This is a genomic window from Rubellimicrobium mesophilum DSM 19309, from assembly GCF_000600335.2.
GTDB lineage: Bacteria > Pseudomonadota > Alphaproteobacteria > Rhodobacterales > Rhodobacteraceae > Rubellimicrobium > Rubellimicrobium mesophilum.
Window position 1 is genome coordinate 80,192 of record NZ_KK088582.1, and the last position, 24,006, is coordinate 104,197.

The window sequence follows — 24,006 nt, forward strand, 5'->3', positions numbered from 1 at the left end:
GACCCGGCCGCCACGAGGTGGGACCTCCCGCCGGCCCTTGGATTGACATTGGGGGTCCCACCCCCACATACGGCGCCCTCGAAACGCTCCGACCCAAGGTGCCCGTATGCCCGTCGTCGTCGTCGAATCCCCGGCCAAGGCCAAGACGATCAACTCCTACCTGGGCAAGGACTACACGGTCCTGGCCAGCTTCGGGCATGTCCGCGACCTCCCCGCCAAGGACGGCTCGGTGGACCCGGAGCACGGCTTCGCCATGGAGTGGGAGGTCGCCGCCGACTCGAAGAAGCACCTCAAGGCCATCGCCGACGCGCTGAAGGACGACCCGAACCTCATCCTCGCCACCGACCCCGACCGCGAGGGCGAGGCCATCTCCTGGCACCTGACCGAGGCGCTGCGCGACCGCAAGGCCATCAAGGCCGCGACCCAGGTCAGCCGCGTCACCTTCAACGCCATAACCAAGACCGCCGTGGCCGAGGCGATGAAGCACCCCCGGCAGGTCGACGTGCCGCTGGTGGACGCCTACCTCGCCCGCCGCGCGCTCGACTACCTCGTGGGTTTCAACCTGTCGCCCGTGCTCTGGCGCAAGCTCCCCGGCGCCAAGTCGGCGGGCCGCGTCCAGTCCGTCTGCCTCCGCCTGATCGTCGAGCGCGAGATGGAGATCGAGGCCTTCCGCGCCCAGGAATACTGGACCGTCGAGGCCCTGCTGAAGACGCCGCGCGGCAAGGAGTTCACCGCGCGCCTCGTGTCCTTCGCGGGCAAGAAGCTCGACAAGTTCGACCTCAAGACGCAGGAGGACGCCGACCTCGCCGTCGCCGCGATCCGCCACCGCGACCTCGCGGTCACGAGCGTCGAGGCCAAGCCCGGCAGCCGTCACCCCTCCGCGCCGTTCATGACCTCGACCCTCCAGCAGGAGGCGTCGCGCAAGTTCGGCATGGGCGCCAAGGCCACGATGTCGGCGGCCCAGCGCCTCTACGAGGCGGGCCTCATCACCTACATGCGGACCGACGGCATCGACATGGCGCCCGAGGCGGTCATGGCCGCCCGCGATGCCATCAAGGACCGCTTCGGGGCGGACTGCCTGCCCAAGTCGCCCAGGATGTACAAGAACAAGGCCAAGAACGCCCAGGAAGCGCACGAATGCATCCGGCCCACCGACATGGCCAAGGACGTGGGCAGCCTCAAGATCACCGACAACGACCAGCGCCGCCTCTACGACCTGATCTGGAAGCGGACCCTCGCCTCCCAGATGTCCGAGGCGCGGCTGGAGCGGACCACCGTCGAGATCGGCTCGGAGGACGGCCAGGTCGGCCTGCGCGCGACCGGCCAGGTGATCCTCTTCGACGGCTTCATGCGCGTCTACACCGAAGGCCGCGACGACCCCGCGCCCGGCGCCGGGGATGACGAGGACGACGCCCGCCTGCCGCAGATGGCCCAGGGCGACCGCCTCGCCAAGGAGTCGGTCACGCCCGAGCAGCACTTCACCCAGCCCCCGCCCCGCTACACCGAGGCGACGCTGGTCAAGCGCATGGAGGAGCTCGGCATCGGCCGCCCCTCGACCTACGCCTCGATCGTCACCACGATCCAGGACCGCGAATACGTCCGCAAGGAGAACGGGCGGCTGATCCCCGAGGACAAGGGCCGCCTCGTCACGATCTTCCTGACCAACTACTTCCGCCGCTACGTGGAGTACGACTTCACCGCCGGCCTCGAGGACCAGCTCGACGAGATCAGCGCCGGCGGCGCCGACTACAAGGAGGTCCTGGCGCAGTTCTGGCGCGACTTCTCCGCCGCGCTGGGCGAGACCGCCGACCTGCGCATCGGCGAGGTCCTGGACAAGATCGACGAGGTCCTCGCGCCGCACCTCTACCCTGCGCGGCCTGACGGCGGCGACCCTCGCCTCTGCCCCAACTGCGGCAAGGGCCGGCTCTCCATGCGGACCGCGCGGACGGGCGGCGCCTTCATCGGCTGCTCGAACTACCCCGACTGCCGCTTCACCCGCCCCTTCGGCCCTCCGTCCGAGGACGGCGAGGCGCAGACGGGCGAGCGCGTGCTGGGCTACGACCAGGGCGACGCGATCCACCTCAAGGACGGCCGCTTCGGTCCCTATGTCCAGCGCGGCGACGCCACGACCGAGAACCCCAAGCCGCCGCGCGCCTCGCTCCCCAAGGGCTGGGCCGCGCAGGACATGGACCTCGAGAAGGCGCTGCGCCTCCTCGCCCTTCCCCGCCTCGTCGGCGCCCACCCCGGGGACGGCCAGCCCGTCGAGGCCGGCATCGGCCGCTTCGGCCCCTACGTGAAGCACAACTCGACCTACGCGAACCTCCCCGAGGTCGCCGAGGTCTTCGAGATCGGCATGAATCGCGCCATGGAGGTCCTCGCCCAGAAGGCCGCCGGTCGCGGCGCCGGGCGGGGACGCGCCAGCACGGCCGCGCTCCGCAGCCTGGGCGAGCACCCGGGCGGCGGCGAGATCACCGTGATGCCCGGCCGCTTCGGCCCCTACGTGAAGTGGGGCAAGGTCAACGCCACGATCCCCAAGACCCTGGAGCCCGAGGCGATCACCCTCGACGAGGCCGTGGCCCTGGTCGACGCCAAGGCCGGGAGCAAGCCCGCCGCCAAGCGCAAGGCCCCCGCGAAGGCCCCCGCGAAGGCGGCCAAGCCCAAGGCCGCTGCCAAGCCCAAGCCCGCCGCCAAGACGGTCACGCCCCGCAAGGCCAAGGCCTCCGCGGCCGAGTGACCGCCCTTCCCTCCGCTGCGGCGCGGCGCTAGGGTCGCGCCCGACCACAGCGGGGAGGCAACATGAACAAGGTTTACCCGGACGCGAGGTCTGCCCTCGACGGCCTGCTCTTCGATGGCATGCTGATCGCCTCGGGCGGCTTCGGCCTCTGCGGCATCCCCGAGCTCCTGATCGCGGCCATCCGCGAGGCCGGGACCAAGGACCTCACCGTCGCCTCGAACAACGCCGGCGTGGACGGCTTCGGCCTCGGCGTCCTCCTGGAGACCCGGCAGGTCAGGAAGATGATGTCGTCCTACGTGGGCGAGAACGCCGAGTTCATGCGCCAGTACCTTTCGGGCGAGCTGGAGCTGGAGTTCAACCCGCAGGGCACGCTCGCGGAGCGGATGCGCGCGGGCGGTGCCGGCATCCCCGGCTTCTACACCAAGACCGGCGTCGGCACCGTCGTGGCCGAGGGCAAGGAGCACAAGGACTTCGACGGCCAGACCTACATCCTGGAGCGCGGCATCGTCGCCGACCTGTCCATCGTGAAGGCCTGGAAGGCCGACCCGACCGGCAACCTCGTCTTTCGCAAGACCGCGCGCAACTTCAACGTCCCCGCCGCGACCTGCGGCAAGGTCTGCGTGGTCGAGGTGGAGGAGATCGTGCCCGCCGGCAGCCTCGACCCCGACACGATCCACCTCCCCGGCATCTACGTCCACCGCCTGATCCAAGGCCCGCACGAGAAGCGCATCGAGCAGCGCACCGTGCGCAAGCGAGAGGCAGCCCCCGCCGCCGCCACGGGCAGCGAGGTCTGAGGATGACCTTCTCCTGCCGCGCCCGCCTGTCCGTCCGTTCTTTCCCGAGAGGAGCCTGACCATGCCCTGGGACCGCCACCAGATGGCCGCGCGCGCCGCGCGGGAGCTCAAGGACGGCATGTATGTCAACCTCGGCATCGGCATCCCGACGCTGGTCGCCAACCACATCCCGGAGGGCGTCAGCGTCACGCTCCAGAGCGAGAACGGGATGCTCGGCATGGGCCCCTTTCCCTACGAGGGCGAGGAGGACCCCGACCTCATCAACGCCGGCAAGCAGACCATCACCGAGCTGCCGCACTCGGCCTACTTCGACTCGGCCCAGAGCTTCGCGATGATCCGGGGCGGCAAGATCGCCATGGCGATCCTCGGCGCCATGGAGGTCTCCGAGGAAGGCGACCTCGCCAACTGGATGATCCCCGGCAAGCTCGTGAAGGGCATGGGGGGCGCCATGGACCTCGTGGCCGGCGTCGGCCGCGTGGTCGTCGTCATGGACCACGCCAACAAGGCGGGCGAATCGAAGGTGCTCCACCGCTGCACGCTGCCGCTGACCGGCAAGGCGGTGGTGGACCGCATCATCACCAACCTGGGCGTCCTCGACGTGGTGGAGGGCGGCCTGCGGATCGTCGAATGCGCGGACGGGGTGACGGCGGAGGAGATCCGCAAGGCGACGGAGGCCACCCTTGTCTGAGGTCGAGCGCGAGGATCACGGCTCCAAGCGCCGCTACGTGATCCGCCGCCCGGAAGGCGAGGCCGAGCTCACGCTCTCGGTCCTCTCCCCCACCCGTGTCATCGCGGACCACACCTACGTCCCCGACGCGCTGCGCGGCCAGGGGCTGGCGGAGGATCTCCTCGACGCGCTCCTGTCGGATGCCCGCGCGCAGGGCTTCACCATCGTCCCCCTCTGCCCCTACGTGGCCTCCCAGGCCCGGCGGCACCTGGAATGGGCCGCGCTCTTCGCCACATGACGCGCGCGGCGCGGCGCGGCTAGCCTGCGGACACCGGAAGGCAGGGGGAGCACCATGGAAGAGGACATCAAGGCGCTCGCGAGGGAGCTGCTGGAGCACGGCGTCGTCCGGCTCAGCGAGCGCGACCGGCGCGTCCTCGCCCGCATGGCCAGCCGCCGCCACGTCGCCCACGATCCCCGGACCGAATACGAGGCCGGCATGACCCTGGGTCAGAGGGCGGCGGACCAGATCGCCCGCTGGGGCGGCTCCTGGGTCTTCGTGGGGGGATTCGGACTCTTCCTCCTCCTCTGGTGCGCCTGGAACCTCCTCTCCGGCCGCGCCTTCGACCCCTACCCCTTCATCTTCCTGAACCTGCTCCTGTCGATGCTCGCCGCCGTGCAGGCTCCCATCATCATGATGAGCCAGAACCGCCAGGCCGAGATCGACCGCCATCAGGCCGGCAGCGACTACGAGGTCAACCTCAAGGCCGAGATCGAGATCATGGAGCTCCACGCCAAGCTCGACCGCATGGTCGAGCGCCTGCCCTAGAGCGCGCTCACCATGAACACGCAACCGTCCGAGGCGAGCTCGGGTGGCGTCTGGCAGAGTCCCCGCGCCACGTTCCAGGCCGCCAGGACCTTGGGCACGTAGGCCCGCGTCTCGGCGTAGGGGGGCACGCCGCCGTTGTCCTCGACCGCGCCTTCGCCCGCGTTGTAGGCGGCGAGAGCGAGGATCGGGTCGCCCCCGAAATGGTTCAGCAGCCAGTCGAGATAGGCGACGCCGCCCCGGATGCTCTCGCCCGGCGCGGTCCGGTCGCTCACCCCGAATCGGGCCGCGGTCCCGGGCATGAGCTGCATGAGCCCGGCCGCCCCGACCGGCGAGACCGCGTCCGACCGCCCCGCGCTCTCCACGGCGATGACGGCCAGCACGAGGGCGGGCGAGACGCGGGTCCCCACCGTCTCGCGCAGGATGTCGGTCCCATAGGCCTTGGCGATGTCCTGGAGCATCTGCATCCGGGGCCCGGTGATGTCGCCGGAGGGCGCGAGCGACAGCACGCCCAGCGCGTCCTGGAGCCGCCCGGGCCGCGAATCGGCCAGGAGCGGCGAGACGCGATCCCAGAACCACTCCACGCCGGCGGGCTTGGCGGCGGCGTTGCCGCCCGCGATCCCAGGGGCCGTTTCGGGCGTGAGCGGCACGAAGGGCGTGGCCGGCCGATTCGACACGAACATCGGCTGGGCGGGGTCGATCTGCACCGTGATCCGGTTGGCGGCCCCCCGGTCCGGCACGCCCACGCGGCGGAACGTGAAGTCTTCCGCCTGCGCCATCTCGGCCAGGAGCAGCCCGACCGTCGCCCCCGCCACGGCCCAGGCGCGCAGGCCCGTTCCCCGTCCCGTGATTCGCATCATCCCTGACGCTCCGCCTGGGGCCCGAGCGGCCCTGTCCCTCGGCCCAATCTGCCAGCCCGGCCAGCCCGCGCCTAGCCGCGCCTTCACGCGCGCGCGATTCCCTTCGGGGGTGGGGAGCCCGCGCCACGGTTTGGCCCGAGGTCCTAGCAAAGCGTTAATTCCACGCGAAAATGCACGAAACGAGCCCAAATCCCGCCCCATTCCGGGGGCCATATCTCTCCATCGACGACGGGGATCGGGCCAAGGACGAGGCCAGCCCGAGACGATCCGGCGCGGTGCCAACGCAGAACCCCAGAGGAGAGAGAGATGCTCAACTTCATCAAGACCTTCGCCGCCGACGAAGACGGCGCCGTGACCGTGGACTGGGTGGTGCTGACCGCCGCCGTCGTGGGCCTCGGCATCGTCGTCGTCACCACCGTCCGGGGCGGCGCCAACTCCATGGCCACCAATATCTCGTCGTCGCTCTCGGGCGCAACGGTCGCGACGCTCGGCACGCTCGGCAGCGGCAGCTGAGGCAGTTCGCAACGAATTTGGGGCCGCGCTCGCGGGGGCGCGGTCCTTTTCTTTGGTCCCAGTCCCACTAGGCCGCCCGGAATCCGCGCCCCCGCTGCAAAATGGGCGAAGATCGACCACATTTTTCCGCCAGGCTCGACGCGGAACGAAGACCGGTCCCACCGTGAACCTCGCAGGAGTCACCCATGCTAGCCACAACCTTCTGTCGCATCCTCCAAAGCGAGGACGGCGCCGTGACGGTGGACTGGGTGGTGATGGCCGCCGTCGTGGTCAGCTTGGGGGTGGCCATCGTGGCCCTCATCCAGGACGGGGCGACCGATGTCTCGAGCGGGATCGGCGCGAAGCTGAGCTCCGCCTCTGTCTACACTATCAAGTTCTGACCCGAACGACTCCAGAAGGAAGCGAATCATGAAACTGGCATTCGGACTGGTCTTCGTCGCGGGCCTCGGGCTGGCCGGATCCGCCGTCTGGATGGTCCGCGACCATTTCCAGCAGCAGTCGATGGCCCTCGCCCAGGTGAGCGCCGCCGCCGCCGCCATGATCCCGACCGTCGAGGTCTGGGCGGTCAAGCGCGAGATGGCCTACGGCGAGCCCATCACCATGGACGACGTCCAGCCCATCCAATACGCCGAGCCCTTCCTCCCCGAGGGCGTCTTCCGCACCCAGGAGGAGCTCTTCCCCAAGGGCCCCGACGAGACGCGCGTCGTCCTGCGGCAGATGGAGCCGAACGAGCCGATCCTCGCCGTCAAGGTGACCGAGCCCGGCGAGGACGCGGGCCTCACCTCGCGCCTCGGGAAGGGCATGCGCGCCTTCGCGATCAGCGTGGACGTGGCCTCGGGCGTGTCGGGCTTCCTGCGCCCGGGCGACAAGGTCGACGTCTACTGGACGGGGACCATCGACGAGGGCGCCGACGCGGGCCGGCAGGTGACCCGCCTCATCGAGCCCGGCCTCAGCCTCATCGCCATCGACCAGACCGCCGACGAGGACATCATGGGGGCGAGCATCGCCCGCACCGTGACCGTGCAGGTCACGCCCCAGCAGGTCGCCGACCTCGCCCAGGCCCAGGCCTCGGGCAGCCTGTCCCTGTCGCTCGTGGGCCAGGGCGACGAGGTCGCGGCCGCCGGGGTCATCGAGGTGGACCAGCGCAGCCTCCTCGACATCCAGGACGCTCCCGCCCCGGTCGTCGCCCCCGAGGCTCCGGCGCCGCGCGTCTGCACCGTTCGGACCCGCAAGGGCGACCAGGTGATCGAGACCCCGGTCGACTGCCCGCCCACCAACTGACCTCCCTCAACGCCGGACGACCCTGCGGCGCCCTCCTCCGGGGGGCGCCGCTTGCCGTTCTGGGGACCGGCACGGGCTCCGGTCCTGTGGCGGGCGTCCCACAGAATCCGGGGCTCGCGGCGGTGGATGCAAAGCACGCTTGCGAGTTTTCGGGCGGAACCGCAGGCTCACGGACAAATGAAGGGTGACGGCCGGACGTGGGACGGGTCCGCGTGCTCAAGCCAAAGGCAGGTTAGATGGGACAGAAGCAACTCATGCAGGCCGCGCTCGCGGGCCTCGCGCTGGCCGTGACGGGCCTGCCGGCCGCGCTCCCGGCACAGAACCTGACGGTTCTGCAAGGCAGCGTCCAGGAGCCGATCGACGTGCCGCTCAACCGCGCCGTCGTGGTCGAATCGGACGTGCCCTTCACCGAGCTGTCGATCGCCAACCCGGGCATCGCCGACATCTCCTCGCTGTCGGACCGCACGATCTACGTCCTGGGCAAGGCCCCCGGCCGCACCACGCTGACGCTTCTGGGCGCCGACGGCCAGCTCATCTCCAACGTCGAGGTCCGCGTGACCCCCGACGTGGCCGAGTTCAAGGAGCGGCTGGAGCAGATCCTCCCCGGCCAGGGCGTCGAGGTGAGGACCGCCAACGACGGCATCGTGCTCTCGGGCACCGTGGACAGCATCCAGGACCTCGACCGCGCGCTGGAGCTCGCGAATCGCTACGCGCCCGACCGGGTGTCGAACCTGATGACCGTGGGCGGCACGCAGCAGGTGATGCTGCAGGTCCGCTTCGCGGAGATGAACCGCACGGTCACCAAGTCGCTCAGCTCCTCCCTGGGCATCCAGGGCACGACGCTCGGTGGCGACCTGGGCGTCTCCGCGGGCACCGGCGCGCTCAACGACGGCACCACGCTCGGCGGGGCCTTCGGCGGCAATCTCCCGGCAGGCGGCACCAATACCGCGGGCGTGCTGCTCGGCTTCAACGCCGGCGGCCTCGAAGTGGGCCTCCTGCTCGAGGCGTTGGAGCAGCGGGGCGTCGTGCGCACCCTGGCAGAGCCCAACCTCACCGCCCTGTCCGGCCAGACGGCGAGCTTCCTCGCCGGCGGCGAATACCCGATCCCGGTCGCGCAGGGCGACGGCACCATCAGCGTGGAGTTCAAGCCCTTCGGCGTGGAGCTCAACTTCGTGCCCCGCGTGGTGGACGGCGACCTCATCAACATCGAGATGCAGGCCGCGGTGTCGTCCATCGACACGGCCAACGGCATCAGCCAGAGCGGCCTGAACATCGCCGCCTTCCGCCGCCGCGAGAGCTCCACCACCGTGGAGATGCGCGACGGGGAGAGCTTCGCCATCGCCGGCCTCCTGCAGGACGACTTCCGCGACCTCAACGGGCAGGTGCCGTGGCTCGGCGACGTCCCGGTGCTGGGCGCCCTCTTCCGCTCGGCCTCGTACCAGCGCGCGCAGTCCGAGCTCGTCATCATCGTGACGCCGCACCTCGTGACGCCCACCCGCGGCGAGGCCCTGGCCCTGCCGACCGACCGGGTCCGCCCACCCTCCGAGCGCGACCTGTTCCTGTTCGGCCGCGTCGCAGCGTCCCAGGCCCCCACGACGGGCGGCGCGGGCGAGGTGGCCCGCCAGGACTTCAGCGGCTCCTACGGCTATGTGATGGATTGAGGATACCCATGCGGCGGCTTCTTCTCACGGTTCCGGCGGCGCTGGGGCTTCTCGCGGGCTGCGCGCCCGACCCGACCCTGACCACCTTCAACGGCGAGGCCGGGCAGGCCCCGAACGACGGCGGCTTCGGCAACGCGACCATGAACAACATCCTGATCCAGTCGGGTCAGATGAACTACGCGGTCGCGCTCTCCCAACGCTTCGCGGAGACGGTGCCCACCACCATCAACTTCGCCTTCGATTCGGCCGAGCTCGACGCCCAGGCGCGGGCCGCGCTCGACCAGCAGGCCAACTTCATCAACCAGTTCCCCGAGGTCCGCTTCGCCGTCTACGGTCATACCGACCTCGTGGGCTCGAACGGCTACAACTACCAGCTCGGCCTGCGCCGGGCCCGCGCCGCCGTGGCCTATCTCGTCTCGCGCGGGGTGAGCCAGGACCGGCTCGAGGCTCTCGTTTCCGAAGGGGAAACGATGCCGCTCATCTCGACCCAGCAGCCCGAGCGGGCGAACCGGCGAACGGTGACCGACGTCCGGGGCTTCGTGCAGTCGAACCCGAGCGTGCTGGACGGCAAGTACGCGCAGATCATCTACCGCGACTACGTCGCCTCGGCCGGCGTGACCGAGGCCACCATCGCCACGCCCGAGACGGGCGGGCAGGTCGCCGGCGCGCAGTAGCCACGGGATGGGGCCGGACCGTTTCTTGGGTCCTTACAAAGACAGAAATCCGGCCCCAATCTTGTCACCTTTGCCCGCGATCCAAGAGCTTGACGGATAGCTCGGCGCCCTCCCCGCGGCCGGGATCCCGTCGCGAGGAGGAGCCATGGGCAGGAACGTCGCCTTGCTGATCGAGCCGCAATCCCTGGTCGCCTGCACGATCAGCCGCAACGTCCAGGAGTTCGACCTCCTCATCGAGGATATGCAGAACGTCGCGGGGGATCGCTGGGGCGACCTGACCTTTGCCGAAGCCGCGACCTTCCTCGCCCAGCCCGACTCCGACACGCTCGACTTCGTGGCCCTCGCCATCGACCGCCAGGACGAGGGCAGCATCGACCAGGTGCGCGCCGTCATCGCCGCCGCGCGGGCCAAGGGCATCCAGGTCATCCTGGTGGCCGAGGACGTGAGCCCGACGATCCTCCACCAGCTCCTGCGCGAGGGGGCCGACGCCTTCGTCCCCTACCCCCTTCCCGAGGGGGAGCTCCAGCGCGCCGCCAACCGGCCCCGTTCGCCGGCCCCGGCCCGGGCCGCCGAGCCCGCCGCGCCGGGCGGGACGCCCGCGGCCCCGGGCGGCCATTCCGGCGTCGTGATCCCCGTCTACTCCATGTCCGGCGGCGCCGGCGGGACCACCCTCGCCGTCAACCTCGCCTGGGAGCTCGCGACCCTCGACAAGGAGCTCTCCGCCCGCGTCTGCCTGATCGACCTGGGCCTGCAGTTCGGCTCGGTCGCCACCCTCCTCGACCTCCCCCGGCGCGAGGCCGTGCTGGAGCTCCTGTCGAACACCGAGGGCATGGACGGCGAGGTGCTGGCCGGTGCGCTCCAGACCTACAACGACAAGCTCCATGTCCTCACCGCGCCGCTCGACCTCGTGCCGCTCGACCTGATCGACTCCAAGGACGTGGAGCGCCTCCTCGAGACCGCGCGGGTCAACTTCGACTACGTCGTGATCGACATGCCCCCGGCCATGGCCGACTGGGGCGAGGCGGTGCTGAGCGCCGCGCATCTCTGCTTCGCGGTCCTGGGACTCGACATGCGCTCGGCGCAGAACACGCTGCGGTTGAAGCGCGCGCTGACCTCCGAGGGACTGCCCTTCCAGAAGATCCGCTTCGCCGTGAACCGCGCGCCCGGCTTCACCGACCTCCAGGGGCGCGCGCGGGTCAAGCGGATGGCCGAGTCCCTCGGCATCTCGATCGACCTGCAACTGCCCGAGGGCGGCCGCGCCGTCGCCGAATCCGCCGACCAGGGCGTGCCCCTCGCCGAGGCCGCGCCCAAGAACGCCCTGCGGCGCGAGATCGCCAAGCTCGCCAAGCAGGTCCACGAGGTCAACCTCGCGGACGCCGCGCCGCAGAAGGCCCGCGCCCACGCCTGACGTCCCTCCCGCGCCCGGAGCCCCCGATGTTCGCCAAGTTCCGCAAGCCTGACGCCGCCAAGCCGGAGGCCTCCTCGCCCGAGCGGCCGTCCTCGCACGCCGACCCGGAGGCGCCCGCCGCCAAACCGGGCCTGATGCGTCCCGTCCCGCCCAAGTCGGCCGAGGCCGCGCCGCAGGACAAGGACCGCAAGCGCAAGGAGCGCCTGCAGGAGGTCAAGCTCGAGATCCACAAGGCGCTCCTCGACAACCTCAACCTCTCGGCCCTCGAGAAGGCGACCGAGCAGGACCTCCGCAACGAGATCCAGAGCATCGCGAGCGAATCGCTCGAGGAGATGGGCGTCGCCCTCAACCGCGAGGAGCGCACGCAGCTCTCCCAGGATCTCTACGACGAGGTGCGGGGCCTGGGTCCGCTCGAGGCGCTGCTCAAGGACGATAGCGTCAACGACATCCTGGTGAACGGCCCGCAGCAGATCTTCGTGGAACGGGCGGGCAAGCTCCAGCTCACCGACATCACCTTCAAGGACGAGAAGCACCTCCTCCGCATCATCGACAAGATCGTGTCGGCGGTGGGCCGGCGCGTGGACGAGTCGAACCCCTACGTGGACGCCCGCCTCGCCGACGGCTCGCGCTTCAACGCCATGGTGCCGCCCGTCGCGGTGGACGGCTCGCTCGTCTCGATCCGGAAGTTCAAGAAGGACAAGCTCGGCATCGACGACCTCGTGAAGTTCGGCGCCTTCAGCGAGGAGATGGCCGCCTATCTCCAGGCGGCGGTGTCCACCCGGCTCAACGTCATCGTGTCGGGCGGGACCGGCTCCGGCAAGACGACCACGCTGAACGCCCTCTCCTCCTTCATCGACAACAACGAGCGCATCCTCACCATCGAGGACACGGCGGAACTGCAGCTCCAGCAGACCCACGTGGGCCGGATGGAGTCACGCCCCCCAACGTCGAGGGCAAGGGCGCCGTGACCCAGCGCGACTGCCTCAGGAACGCGCTCCGGATGCGTCCCGACCGCATCATCGTCGGCGAGACCCGCGGCGAGGAGGTGATCGATATGCTCCAGGCCATGAACACCGGCCACGACGGGTCGATGACGACGATCCACGCCAACTCCGCCCGCGACGCCGTGTCCCGCCTCGAGAACATGGTGGCCATGGCCGGCATCGAGATGCCGATCAAGGCGATCCGCGCGCAGATCGCCTCGGCCGTGAACCTCATCGTGCAGGCCAGCCGCCTCCAGGACGGCTCGCGCCGGATGGTCTCCATCACCGAGCTCACCGGCATGGAGGGCGAGGTCATCTCCAGCCAGGAGGTGTCCGCTACCAGCGCGTGGGCCTGACGCCGGACAACAAGATCATCGGGCACTTCACCGCCACCGGCGTGCGCTCGCACTACAGCGAGCGCTTCAAGCTCTGGGGCTACAACCTGCCGGCCTCGCTCTTCGAGCCTAACCACGGGTGACCACATGGTAATCTCCCCCGAGCCGATCATCTATGGGCTGATCTTCATCGCCGTCATCGTCCTCGTCGAGGGCATCTACCTGACGGCCTTCGGCAAGTCGATCAGCCTCAACAGCAAGGTCAACCGCCGCCTCACCCTCCTCGACAAGGGGGCCGGGCGCGAGCAGGTGCTCGAGCAGCTCCGCAAGGAGATGAGCCAGCACATCAAGTCGCAGTCGATCCCGCTCTACTCGCTCCTGGCCGAGAAGGCGCAGAAGGCCAACATCGCCTTCTCGCCCGTCCAGCTCCTCCTCCTGATGGGCCTCCTCTCGATGGTGGCCTTCGCCGGGATCACGCTGGGCACCGGGGCCTCGCTGATCGTGCGGATCGGGATGGCCGTCGTGATGGGCGTGGGCGGCATCTACGTCTGGATCAACCGCAAGGCCACCAAGCGCATGGCCCTGATCGAGGAGCAGCTCCCCGACGCGGTGGAGCTCATGGTGCGCTCGCTCCGGGTCGGACACCCGTTCTCGACCGCTCTGGCCACCGTCGCCCGCGAGACGCCGGACCCGCTCGGCACCGAGATGGGCTTCATCTCAGACGAGGCCGCCTACGGCCGCGACATGGGCGAGGCGCTCAAGACCATGGCCGAGCGGATCGGCACCCAGGACCTCCGCTTCCTCGCGGTGGCAGTCTCCATCCAGAGCCAGTCGGGCGGCAACCTGGCCGAGATCCTCGACGGCCTGGCCAAGGTGATCCGCTCGCGCTTCAAGCTCTTCCGCCGGGTGAAGGCCATCACCGCCGAGGCCAAGTGGTCGGGCAAGTTCCTGTCGGGCTTCCCGATCGGCGCCCTCCTGATGGTGAACCTCCTCAAGCCCAACTACTACGACGAGGTCAAGCTGACCGCCTACTGGGTGCCGGCCTGCCTGTTCGTGGCGGGGATGCTGATCGCCAACATCTTCGTCATGCGCGCCCTCGTGAACATCAAGGTCTGAGCCCGCCATGTCCTACGTCGCCGCCCTGAACGACCGGCTCGTCGGCCTGCTCGGCCCCTTCGGTCCCCTCATCGCCGTGGGGATGCTGGGCGTGGTCCTGATCCTCATCTCGCTCCCCGCCATGCTGGCGCGGCGCAAGGACCCCCTCGACCGCCTGCGCGAGCGGGAGACCAAGGCCGCCACCGTCGAGGACAAGGCCTCGCGGCTTCGCCGGGCCGACGGCAACGACAAGCTCGAGAAGTATTCCAACTTCCTCGAGCCCCAGGACGCCCAGGAATACTCGGCGGTCCGCCTCAAGCTCCTGCGCGCGGGCTACCAGTCCAAGAACGCGGTCCGCGTCTTCCACTTCGCCCAGTTCGCGCTGGGGCTGGGCCTTCTCGTGCTGGGGGTGCTCTACACGGTCTACAAGTCGACCATGACCGATGCCGAGATGTCGACGACCAGCATGGCGATGCAGGTGCTGGGGCCGGGGCTCGTCGGCTACATGCTGCCCAAGTACTGGGTCACGCGGCGGGTCCAGTCCCGGACCGAGGCGATCACCAACGCCTTTCCCGACAGCCTCGACATGATGCTGGTCTGCGTGGAGGCGGGCCAGTCGCTCGACCAGTCCATCGTCCGCGTCGCCAAGGAGTTCCGCTCGGGCTTCCCCGACCTCGCCGACGAGTTCGAGATGGTCTCCTTCGAGCTCAAGGCCGGCAAGGACAAGGTCCAGGTCCTGCGCGACTTCAGCGAGCGCTGCGGCGTCACCGACATCGCGAGCTTCGTGACCGTGCTGGTCCAGTCTCAGCAGTTCGGCACCTCGATCGCCGACGCCCTGCGGGTCTACGCCTTCGAGATGCGCGACAAGCGTGTCATGCGCGCCGAGGAGAAGGCCAATACCCTGCCGACCAAGATGACCCTGGCCACCATGCTGTTGACGGTGCCGCCGCTCCTCCTCATCCTGATCGGGCCGTCCGTGTTCAACATCGCGACCGTCCTGGGCGGTGGGATGGCGGGCGTGCAGGACGGATCGACGGACGGGCAACAGTAGTGACGGAACGGACATGGCGGGCTGCCTGCGGGATGGCCCTCGCCTTCGCCCTCCTCGCGGGGTGCGAGGACGCGGGCCTCAACCGGTCGGCCGGCGGGGTCTACGCCCCGGGGCTGGCGCCCGGCGAGGAGGCCGACCAGCTTCAGGCCGGGCACCGGCTGATGGCGGCCGGCCAGTATCAGCTCGCGCTCGACGCCTACATGCGGGCCGCCGCCCATGAGGGCCTGACCCCCGACACCCTGGCCGGCATGGGCAGCGCCGACCTGCGCCTCGGACGGCTGGGCCAGGCCGAGGACCTCCTGCGCCGCGCCGTCGAGGAGGACCCGACCTTCGTCCCCGCCTGGAACAACCTCGGCGTCCTGCTCATGGAGCGGGAGAAGTACGGCGAGGCCTCGGAGGTCTTCCGCCGCGCCTATGCCGCCGACAGCGGCAACAGCGACACGATCCGCGACAATCTGCGCCTCGCCCTCGCGAGGATGGACGACCGCCTCTACTCGGGCGTGTATGACGGCGAAGGCGGCTCGGTCACGTTCAACGACGTGTCCGGCGGGGCGCGGCTCATCGGCATCGGGGACGAGGAAGCCCTCAGCCCCGAGGAGGCCCTCGAATCCATCGAGCCGCTCTGAGGCAGGAGGGCAGTTCCATGCGCCACATCACGATCGTCGCGGGCTTCGGCCTGCTCGCCCTGGCCGCCTGCGGCCAGAACCGGGACGAGGACGCGGTCCGGGACGCGATGCAGGAGGTCAACGTCATCGACGAGGCCGGCCTGAGCGACGTCATGCTGACCGTGGCCGACCCGGAGGAGGCCGTCGCCTACTTCAGCCGCGCCCTGCGCGAGAACCCGGGCCGCGTCGACCTCGAGAGGAACTACGCCAAGGCGCTGATCCGTGCCGGCCGCAACACCGAGGCCGTCTCCGCCTGGGAGAAGGTCACGGCCAACCCCCAGTCCACGGCCGACGACCGGGTGGAGCTCGCGGGGGCCTACATCCGGACGAACCAGTGGCCGCAGGCGCGGGGCGCGCTCGACGCCGTGCCCCCCACCCACGAGACCTTCGACCGCTACCGCTACGAGGCCATGGTCGCCGACGCGCAGGAGCAATGGGACAAGGCCGACAGCTACTACGAGATCGCCACGGGCCTGACCACGACCCCGGCGGGCGTCCTCAACAACTGGGGTTTCTCCAAGCTGACCCGGGGCGACTACGGGGCCGCCGAACGCCTCTTCGCCGAGGCGCTGCGCCACGAGCCCGACATGTTCACCGCCAAGAACAACCTGGTCATGGCGCGGGGGGCGCAGCGCAACTACGACCTCCCGGTCGTCCCGATGACCCAGCAGGAGAGGGCGCAGCTCCTCTACACGCTGGCCCTCGCGGCCATCAAGCAGAACGACATCGCCATCGGGCGCGGCCTCCTCGAGGACGCGGTGGAGACCAGCCCGACCTACTTCGAGGAAGCCTCGCGCGCCCTCGACGCCCTGGGGACCACCTGAGATGGGGACGCCGCCGCTCGTCGCGCTCGCCTTCCTGCTAGGCGCCCTGGCCCCCTGCGCCTGGGCCGCCCACGCGGACCTCAGCCGCATGAAGATCCCCAACAACGCGGTGCTCCTGCTCGCGGCGGTCTTCGCCGTGGTGGGCCTGGCCTGCCTGCCGCTCGAAGGGTGGACCCTGGCCGACTGGGGCTGGCGCTGGACGCATCTCGTCGTGGTGCTGATCTTGGGGATGCTCCTCAACGGCGCGGGCATGATGGGCGCCGGGGACGCCAAGCTCCTCGCCGCCGCCGCGCCCTTCGTCGCGCTCTCGGACGGGATCCTGGCGCTCACGCTCTTTCCCGCGATGCTCATCCTGTGCTGGGCCGTGCACCGGCTGGCGCGGCTCACGACCGGCCCCCGCCTCGTCCCGGAATGGGCGAGCTGGACCTCCGGCCGCCGCTTTCCCATGGGCGTGGTGATCGCGGCCACGCTCCTCGCCTATCTCCTCATCTGCGCCACGGCCTAGGGGCCACCCCAGCTCCTCCCCAATTCCGCCACAGTGGTTTCCCACTCTGGCGGGGCCGAGCCCAAGGAGGAGTCCCCATGAACGTCGCGGTCGCCCCCGAATCGACGGCCCCGGCGGGCGTCACCCCGCCTCCCGCGCCCCGGTCGCTGGAGGGGATGCGGCTCCATCCCGTGATGATGCGGGACGTCCTCATCAAGACGATGTTCCGCATGAACGTCACCCAGGTGAGCGAGATCGCCCGCGCGATCTGCCTCCCCAACCCCGTGACGCAGGAGCTCGTGGACCTCGCCCGCTCCCAGCGCCTCCTCGAGGCGACGGGGACGCTCCACGCCAACTCCGGGGGCGAGATGGGCTACCAGCTCACCGATGGCGGCAAGGCCCGCGCGCTCGACGCCCTCGCCCAGTCCGAATACTACGGCGCCATGCCCGTCCCGCTCGAGGTCTACCGCGAGCAGGTCAAGCGCCAGTCCATCCGCAACATCGCGGTGACGCGCGAGCAGCTCCAGGCGGCCATGGGCCACCTGATCCTGCCCAAGTCGCTCCTCGACCACCTCGGGCCAGCCGTGGGCGCCGGCCGCTCGATCCTGATGTACGGCCCCCCGGGGAACGGCAAGTCCTCGATCTCGAACGGCATCCGCGCCGCCATCGGGGACAAGATCTACGTCCCCCGCGCCATCGAATACGCGGGCCAGATCATCACCGTCTACGACCCGATCATCCACTCGGCCGCCGAGGACAACTTCGACGACCCCAACTCGCTGCGCCGCACCTCGGGGCGCTACGACACCCGCTACGTCCGCTGCGAGCGTCCCACCGTCATCACCGGAGGCGAGCTCTCGCTCGACATGCTGGACCTCGTCTACAACCCGGTCGCACGCACCTACCAGGCGCCGCTCCAGCTCAAGGCCACGGGCGGCATCTTCATCATCGACGACCTCGGCCGCCAGGCCGAGCCGCCGCAAAAGATCGTCAACCGCTGGATCGTGCCCCTGGAGGAGTCGCGCGACATCCTCGCGCTCCAGTCCGGCGAGAAGTTCGAGGTGCCCTTCGACACCCTCGTGATCTTCTCGACGAACTTCCACCCCAACGAGATCTTCGACAAGGCGGCGCTTCGCCGGATCTTCTTCAAGATCAAGATCGACGGGCCGAGCCAGGAGGACTTCCTCCGCATCTTCGCCATGGTGGCCAAGAAGAAGGGGATGCCGATCGACCAGGCGGCGCTGATCTACCTGCTGAAGCTCAAGTATCCCTCGATCAACAACGTCTACGCGAACTACCAGCCGGTCTACCTGATCGACCAGATGCTCTCCATCTGCCGCTTCGAGGGCATCCCGCCGCAGATGAACAGCGACCTGATCGATCGTGCCTGGGCGAACATGTTCGTGCGCGACGAGGTGATCGTGAAGTGAGGGGCTTCAGAGGCCGGGCGAACCCCACGATCCAGAAGGGGATCGAATAGCCGGACCCGGAACCCAGGAACGGTCTGGCCTTTCGGCAGCCCGATGATCCATGCTGCCGAAAAAGGGAGACGGTGATGGGACGGGTGAGAGCTGCTGCCTTCTCGGTGTCGCTGGACGGGTTCGGGGCGGGACCCGAGCAGAGCCTCCAGGACCCCCTCGGCAAGGGCGGGCGGGACCTGCACCGCTGGTTCGTCGGCACCAAGGCCTTCCGCTCCATGTTCGGGCAGGAGGGCGGCTCCGAGGGCGTGGACCAGGACTTCGCCCATCGCTCCATGGACGGCTTCGGCGCCTTCATCCTGGGGCGCAACATGTTCGCGCATTCGCGCGGGCCCTGGACGGACGACGGCTGGAAAGGCTGGTGGGGCGAGAACCCGCCCTATCACGCCCCCACCTTCATCCTGACGCACCACCCCCGCGACCCGATCGCGATGGAGGGCGGCACCACCTTCCACTTCGTGACCGACGGCATCCACGCCGCACTCGATCGCGCCCGCGAGGCCGCCGGGGAAAAGGACGTCAAGATCGGCGGCGGCGTGTCCACCGTCCGCCAGTACCTGCAGGCGGGCCTCATCGACGAACTGCACGTCGCGTTCTCTCCGGTCCTTCTCGGGCGGGGCGAGGCGATGTTCGAGGGCCTGGACCTCCCTGCGCTCGGCTATCGCGTGACCCGGACCGCCCCCACCGACCTCGCCACCCACGTCGTGATCGGCCGGTAGGCTCAGGCCTCCCTCCAGTCGGAAGCGAGCGCAGGCGGCGCTTCGGCGCAGGCTGGTGCCTCGAATCACCTGCGCCCTTACCACGTCTCGGCGGGGTGTTGCGTTGCCCCCCTTGGGGCACCGCACGCCCGGGTAACGCCTCGTTAACCCCGCCCTGCGAATCTCCCCCCCGAACACCCCGGGCGCCCGCCGCCCCGGCCCCAGACCACCCCCGCCCGTCGAGGGCACGCATGGGTGCAGGCCGGACGACGAACCCGGGGCGATAGCCCCGGAGCCGCGCCGCTCCGAGATCCCCGTCGCAAGGGCGCGGGGACGGAGAACGGCGGCAGGGGGGCGGAGAGGAGAAGGACCATGAAGAGCCCCCGGTGAGAGCCGGGCCGCAACAGCGCGAAACCACACATACCGGGCCAGGGAGACCCTCCCCTGTTCAGTTGCCCCCAGGACCCCGCCCGCCGGCCACCCCGGCGGACCGGCCCTCCCCCTCGCGCGCCCTGAACCCGCGAGCCCGGAGGAGACCGGAGGCCACGCGGGGACTACGTTATTGCGGAATTCTGCATGGGAACATGCGCCAGCCCCGATCGGCCACCAGGAAGCCTCGCCCGGTCGCGGCCCCACGAGCCCGCCATGCCCCCTTCCCCGACTCCCTTCCGGGCCCCATATTCCCCTCATGTCCTCCGACGACACCGCCTCCCTCGCCTATCTCGCGCTGCTCCTCCTGCTGGTCGCGGGCTCCTACTTCCTCGCCTCCCGCGCGCGGCTGGGCCAGGTGCTCACGCAGGCGGCGATCTGGGCGCTGATCTTCCTCGGCGCCATCGCCGTCTATGGCCTCTGGCCCGAGATCAGGTCGGCCCTGGTGCCCACCCAGCAGGCCCTCATGACGCCCGAGGGACAGGCGGTCACCGTTCCCCGCGCGATCAACGGCCACTACTACCTGGACCTCCGCGTGAACGGCGCGCCCGTCACCTTCACCGTGGACACCGGCGCGACCGATATGGTCCTCTCCCGCGCCGACGCGAGGGCGGCCGGTGTCGACCCCGACGACCTCGCCTACCTGGGCAGCGCCGGCACCGCCAACGGCCTCGTCCGCACCGCGCGCGTGACGCTGGACGAGGTCGCGCTGGAGGGCATCGTGGATCGGGACGTCCGTGCGGTGGTGACGGACGGCGACCTCGAATCCTCGCTCCTGGGCATGGCCTACCTCCAGCGCTTCTCGCGGATCGAGATCGAGGACGGCAAGCTGATCCTCACCCGCTGACCCGCTCCAGCGCCTTCGCCAGCCGGTGGAGCCGCGCCTTCCTCAGCAGCGTCCGCACCGTCCACGCCTCGCCCGAGAGCCGCGAGGCGGTCGCCACCGACTCCCCCACGACGCGAGCGATGACCTCCGGCGCCTCCTCCGCGAGCCCGGTCAGGAACTGGTCCGGGTCGAGCCGTCGCAGCCCCTCCTCCGCCAGCACGTTCCTTGGAAAGTCCTTGGCGTTCATGGTCATGATCGCATCGGCCGACCCCGCCACGGCGGTCGCCAGCACGTGCACGTCGTCCGGGTCCGGCAGGGAGAGCCGCCGCTCCAGCCCCTCCGCCCCCTTCACCATCGCCTGCGGCCACTTCGCAAGGACCGCCGCGATCTCCCCCCGCGCGACGGCCTCGCCCTCCGGCCCGAGCCGCGCCGCCGCCCGCGCCCACTCCTCCAGCAACCGCTCCGACCAGAGCGGCACGAACAGCCCCTCGGCGGCCGCGCCGAGGAGGATCTCCCGCATCACCGTCGGATAGAGGACGCAGGCGTCGAGGACGACTCTCGGCTTCGTCACAGCCGGAAGAACAGCGACTTGAGGTAGCTCGATTCGGCGAGTTGCGGCAGCGTCGGGTGGTCCGGCCCGGCGAACCCGGTCCAGACGATCTGCCCCCGCCGCCCCGCCTTGCCGATCCCTCGCGCCGAGGCCGCTCGGAACTTCGCGAGGTCTGCCGCGTGCGAGCAGGAGCACAGCCCGAGATAGCCTCCCTCCCTCACCAGCGGCGCGGCGAGCTTCGCCACCCGCTCATAGGCCCGCAGTCCCGCCTCGAGCGCATTCTTGTTGGGCGCGAAGGCCGGAGGATCGCAGACCACGAGGTCGAAGGTCTCCCCCTCCGCCGCCAGTTGCTCCAGAGCCGCGAAGGCATCGCCCTGCCGCAGCGCGACCTTGCCGCGCATCCCCATCGCCTCGGCCCCGCCCTTGGCCAGCGCCAGCACCGCCGCCGAGGCGTCCACCAGCACGGCTTCCCGCGCGCCCGCCGCCAGTGCCGCCAGCCCGAACCCGCCCACATGGGAGAACACGTCCAGCACCCGCCCCCCGTGCCCGAGCCGCGCGGCGAAGGCATGGTTCGGCCGCTGGTCGTAGAAGAGTCCCGTCTTCTGCCCGCCCATGACATCGGCCAGGTAGATCGCCCCGTTCATCGGCACCGGCACCGGCCCATCCGGCGCCGTCCCCAGCGCCATGACGATCTCCTCGGGCAGCCCCTCCAGCCCCCGCGCCCGCCCGGAGCCGTTCTTGACGACCCGCGTGACCCCCGTCACCCGGGCCAGCGCCGAGACCAGCACCCCAACCATCGCCTCCGACCAGGCCGCGTTCGGCTGTACGACCGCGAGGTCCCCCATCCGGTCGATCACCACGCCCGGAAAACCCGTCCGCCTCCGCATGGACGAGTCGGTAGAACGGCTCGTCGAACAGCGCCTCCCGATGCGCCAGGGCCCGCGCGAGCCGCGCCGCGATCCAGTCCTCGTCGATCACCGCCGCCGGGTCCTGGTCCATGACCCGCGCGACGATCTTGCTCTCCGGATTGACCGTCACGACGCCCATCGGCCGCCGCTCGCTGTCCTCCAGCACCGCGAAGGCCCCGGGCAGCAGGTTCGAGGTCCGCCGGTCCATGACCAGCTCCCCCGCATAGACCCAGGGAAAGCCATGGCGGATCGCCCGCGCCTCGGCCTTGGGGCTGAGGCGCACGACGGGGTAAGGTGGGGTGAAGAACTGGGGCAATGTCATGCCGCCCCCATATAGTGCGCGACCGAGGCACGAAAGACCTGCGCCCACAAACCGCAGCCCGCCCTATTGTTAGCGCTAACAGCCGGTGCTAGATGCCGCCTCGTCGCCCGAAGGAGGACCCGCCGATGCCCCTCGACTCCACGATCGCCGCCGTCACGGACCGCATCCGCGAACGCTCCCGCGCGACACGCCAGCGCTACCGCGACAAGATCGCCCGCGCCCAGGCCGAGGGGCCCCGCCGCGCCCACCTCGCCTGCGGCAACCAGGCCCATGCCTATGCCGCGATGGGCGACCAGAAGGACGCCCTCGTCGAGGGCCGCGTCCCGAACGTGGGGATCGTGACCGCCTACAACGACATGCTCTCGGCCCATCAGCCCTACGAGACCTATCCGCCCGTCCTCAAGGCTGCGATCAACCGCGCGGGCGGCACGGCGCAGGTCGCGGGCGGCGTCCCGGCCATGTGCGACGGCGTCACACAGGGCCAGACGGGGATGGAGCTGTCGCTCTTCTCCCGCGACGTGATCGCGCTCGCGACCGGCGTCGCGCTCTCGCACAACACCTTCGACGCCGCGCTCTACCTCGGCATCTGCGACAAGATCGTCCCCGGCCTCGTCATGGCCGCCGCGAGCTTCGGCCACCTCCCCGGCATCTTCGTCCCCGCCGGACCCATGACCTCGGGCATCCCCAACGACGAAAAGTCCAAGGTCCGCCAGCGCTTCGCGACCGGAGATGCCACGCGGTCCGAACTGATGGCGGCCGAGATGGCCTCCTACCACGGCCCCGGCACCTGCACCTTCTACGGCACCGCCAATTCCAACCAGATGCTCATGGAGTTCATGGGCCTGCACCTCCCCGGCGCCTCGTTCGTGAACCCCAACACGCCGCTGCGGGACGCCCTGACGGTGGCCGCCGCCGAGCGCTCCGTCGCGATCACCAGCTTGGGCAACGACTACCGCCCCGTGGCCGACATCCTCGACGAGAGGACCTTCGTGAACGGCATCGTCGGCCTCATGGCGACGGGCGGCTCCACCAACCTCGTCCTGCACCTCCCCGCGATGGCGCGGGCGGCGGGCATCCTCCTCGACCTCCAGGATTTCGCTGACATCTCCGCGAAGGTCCCGCTGATGGCCAAGGTCTACCCGAACGGCCTCGCCGACGTGAACCACTTCCATGCGGCGGGTGGCCTCCAGTTCATGATTGGCGAGCTCCTCGCCTCCGGCCTCCTGCACGACGACGTGGTGACCGTGATGGGCGACGGCCTGCACTACTACACCAAGGAACCGCGCCTGACCGACGCCGGCCTCGTCTGGGGCGACGGTCCCACGGCCACCGAGAACGACCGGATCCTCCGCCCGGCGCGCGATCCGTTCCAGCCGCAGGGCGGCCTCGTCCAGCTTAACGGCAACCTCGGCCGCGCCGTCATCAAGGTCTCCGCCGTCGCGCCCGAGCGGCACGTCATCCAGGCCCCCGCCCGCGTCTTCCACTCCCAGGACGCGGTGAAGGATGCCTTCAAGGCCGGCGAGTTCACCAGCGACGTCATCGTCGTCGTCCGCTACCAGGGCCCCGCCGCCAACGGGATGCCCGAGCTCCACGCCCTGACTCCCGTCCTCGCCGTCCTCCAGGACCGGGGCCACAAGGTCGCGCTCGTCACCGATGGCCGGATGTCCGGCGCCTCGGGCAAGGTCCCCGCCGCGATCCACGTCTCGCCCGAGGCGGCGGACGGCGGCCCCATCGCGCTCCTCCGCGACGGCGACCTCCTGCGGCTCGACGCGAGCGCCGGCCGGCTGGAATGCCTCACCGACCTCGCGGGCCGCGTCCCCGACCGCGTTGACCTCTCCGCCAACGACGACGGCATCGGGCGCGAGCTCTTCGCCGTCTTCCGCCGCAACGTCGGCCCCGCTACGGAGGGCGCGGCGGTCGTGCTCTGACCCGCCGCCCCAGAT

22 protein-coding genes and 2 pseudogenes are annotated in these 24,006 nt (G+C 70.1%); 21 read left to right on the forward strand and 3 right to left on the reverse strand.

The window, feature by feature from the left end; all coding sequences use genetic code 11:
- The first annotated feature begins 106 nt into the window (after positions 1–106).
- From topA to RUMESO_RS14305, 5 genes are all read left to right on the forward strand, one after another.
- Positions 107–2,734, forward strand: a complete 2,628-nt coding sequence (gene topA / locus RUMESO_RS14285; protein ID WP_037281219.1) for a type I DNA topoisomerase — start codon at positions 107–109, stop codon at positions 2,732–2,734.
- A 62-nt stretch (positions 2,735–2,796) separates the two neighbouring features.
- A complete protein-coding gene (locus tag RUMESO_RS14290; RefSeq protein WP_037281220.1) occupies positions 2,797–3,528 on the forward strand; it encodes a CoA transferase subunit A in 732 nt (243 codons plus the stop codon).
- Between the two features lie 61 nt (positions 3,529–3,589).
- Positions 3,590–4,216 carry a CoA transferase subunit B gene (locus RUMESO_RS14295; RefSeq protein WP_037281221.1) on the forward strand — a complete coding sequence of 209 codons (627 nt, stop codon included), beginning with the start codon at positions 3,590–3,592 and terminating at the stop codon, positions 4,214–4,216.
- Positions 4,209–4,493 (forward strand): GNAT family N-acetyltransferase, encoded by a 285-nt coding sequence (locus tag RUMESO_RS14300; protein WP_037281222.1) that lies wholly within the window; start codon positions 4,209–4,211, stop codon positions 4,491–4,493. The genes RUMESO_RS14295 and RUMESO_RS14300 overlap by 8 nt, the downstream gene beginning before the upstream one ends.
- A gap of 54 nt (positions 4,494–4,547) precedes the next feature.
- Complete coding sequence (locus tag RUMESO_RS14305; protein ID WP_051521337.1) at positions 4,548–5,021, forward strand: DUF1003 domain-containing protein; 474 nt, start codon at positions 4,548–4,550, stop codon at positions 5,019–5,021.
- Here the strand turns inward: RUMESO_RS14305 and RUMESO_RS14310 are convergent.
- Positions 5,018–5,875 (reverse strand): lytic transglycosylase domain-containing protein, encoded by an 858-nt coding sequence (locus RUMESO_RS14310; RefSeq protein ID WP_051521354.1) that lies wholly within the window; start codon positions 5,873–5,875, stop codon positions 5,018–5,020. The genes RUMESO_RS14305 and RUMESO_RS14310 overlap by 4 nt on opposite strands.
- 309 nt (positions 5,876–6,184) lie before the next feature.
- On the opposite strand from RUMESO_RS14310, the gene RUMESO_RS14315 reads away from it, so the two are divergent.
- From RUMESO_RS14315 to RUMESO_RS14385, 15 genes and pseudogenes are all read left to right on the forward strand, one after another.
- On the forward strand, positions 6,185–6,391 hold the full coding sequence (locus RUMESO_RS14315; RefSeq protein WP_037281223.1) for a Flp family type IVb pilin: 207 nt from the start codon (positions 6,185–6,187) through the stop codon (positions 6,389–6,391).
- 185 nt (positions 6,392–6,576) lie between these two features.
- Positions 6,577–6,771, forward strand: coding sequence for a hypothetical protein (locus tag RUMESO_RS14320; protein WP_037281224.1), 195 nt, complete (start codon positions 6,577–6,579; stop codon positions 6,769–6,771).
- A gap of 28 nt (positions 6,772–6,799) precedes the next feature.
- Positions 6,800–7,672 (forward strand): Flp pilus assembly protein CpaB, encoded by an 873-nt coding sequence (cpaB, locus tag RUMESO_RS14325; protein ID WP_037281225.1) that lies wholly within the window; start codon positions 6,800–6,802, stop codon positions 7,670–7,672.
- A gap of 236 nt (positions 7,673–7,908) precedes the next feature.
- Positions 7,909–9,333: a type II and III secretion system protein family protein gene (locus RUMESO_RS14330; protein WP_037281226.1), complete on the forward strand. Its 1,425-nt coding sequence runs from the start codon at positions 7,909–7,911 to the stop codon at positions 9,331–9,333.
- Between the two features lie 8 nt (positions 9,334–9,341).
- Entirely contained in the window at positions 9,342–10,007 is a 666-nt protein-coding gene (locus tag RUMESO_RS14335) for an OmpA family protein (RefSeq protein WP_051521338.1), read from the forward strand.
- A 145-nt stretch (positions 10,008–10,152) separates the two neighbouring features.
- On the forward strand, positions 10,153–11,415 hold the full coding sequence (locus RUMESO_RS14340; protein WP_051521339.1) for a CpaE/TadZ family protein: 1,263 nt from the start codon (positions 10,153–10,155) through the stop codon (positions 11,413–11,415).
- 26 nt (positions 11,416–11,441) lie between these two features.
- Positions 11,442–12,876, forward strand: a pseudogene (locus RUMESO_RS14345) (TadA family conjugal transfer-associated ATPase).
- Between the two features lie 4 nt (positions 12,877–12,880).
- On the forward strand, positions 12,881–13,849 hold the full coding sequence (locus RUMESO_RS14350; RefSeq protein WP_211262891.1) for a type II secretion system F family protein: 969 nt from the start codon (positions 12,881–12,883) through the stop codon (positions 13,847–13,849).
- Between the two features lie 7 nt (positions 13,850–13,856).
- The gene (locus RUMESO_RS14355; protein ID WP_037281227.1) at positions 13,857–14,879 is read left to right on the forward strand and encodes a type II secretion system F family protein; all 1,023 of its coding nucleotides are present in this window, start codon (positions 13,857–13,859) and stop codon (positions 14,877–14,879) included.
- A 32-nt stretch (positions 14,880–14,911) separates the two neighbouring features.
- Positions 14,912–15,505, forward strand: coding sequence for a tetratricopeptide repeat protein (locus RUMESO_RS14360; RefSeq protein WP_082484075.1), 594 nt, complete (start codon positions 14,912–14,914; stop codon positions 15,503–15,505).
- A gap of 17 nt (positions 15,506–15,522) precedes the next feature.
- Positions 15,523–16,368 (forward strand): tetratricopeptide repeat protein, encoded by an 846-nt coding sequence (locus tag RUMESO_RS14365; RefSeq protein ID WP_037281228.1) that lies wholly within the window; start codon positions 15,523–15,525, stop codon positions 16,366–16,368.
- 1 nt (position 16,369) lies between these two features.
- On the forward strand, positions 16,370–16,873 hold the full coding sequence (locus tag RUMESO_RS14370) for a prepilin peptidase (RefSeq protein ID WP_037281229.1): 504 nt from the start codon (positions 16,370–16,372) through the stop codon (positions 16,871–16,873).
- Between the two features lie 77 nt (positions 16,874–16,950).
- Positions 16,951–18,282, forward strand: a complete 1,332-nt coding sequence (locus RUMESO_RS14375; protein WP_037281230.1) for an ATPase — start codon at positions 16,951–16,953, stop codon at positions 18,280–18,282.
- A gap of 125 nt (positions 18,283–18,407) precedes the next feature.
- Complete coding sequence (locus tag RUMESO_RS14380; protein WP_037281231.1) at positions 18,408–19,049, forward strand: dihydrofolate reductase family protein; 642 nt, start codon at positions 18,408–18,410, stop codon at positions 19,047–19,049.
- A gap of 667 nt (positions 19,050–19,716) precedes the next feature.
- Positions 19,717–20,304, forward strand: a complete 588-nt coding sequence (locus RUMESO_RS14385; RefSeq protein ID WP_037281232.1) for a retropepsin-like aspartic protease family protein — start codon at positions 19,717–19,719, stop codon at positions 20,302–20,304.
- Here RUMESO_RS14385 and RUMESO_RS14390 read toward each other — a convergent pair.
- Positions 20,294–20,854 carry an RSP_2648 family PIN domain-containing protein gene (locus RUMESO_RS14390; protein ID WP_037281233.1) on the reverse strand — a complete coding sequence of 187 codons (561 nt, stop codon included), beginning with the start codon at positions 20,852–20,854 and terminating at the stop codon, positions 20,294–20,296. The genes RUMESO_RS14385 and RUMESO_RS14390 overlap by 11 nt on opposite strands.
- Positions 20,851–22,063: pseudogene (locus RUMESO_RS14395) on the reverse strand (RSP_2647 family RNA methyltransferase). Before RUMESO_RS14395 ends, RUMESO_RS14390 begins: the two are co-directional and overlap by 4 nt.
- Positions 22,064–22,188: 125 nt before the next feature.
- On the opposite strand from RUMESO_RS14395, the gene edd reads away from it, so the two are divergent.
- Positions 22,189–23,991, forward strand: a complete 1,803-nt coding sequence (gene edd / locus RUMESO_RS14400) for a phosphogluconate dehydratase (RefSeq protein ID WP_037281234.1) — start codon at positions 22,189–22,191, stop codon at positions 23,989–23,991.
- The last annotated feature ends 15 nt before the right edge of the window (positions 23,992–24,006 follow it).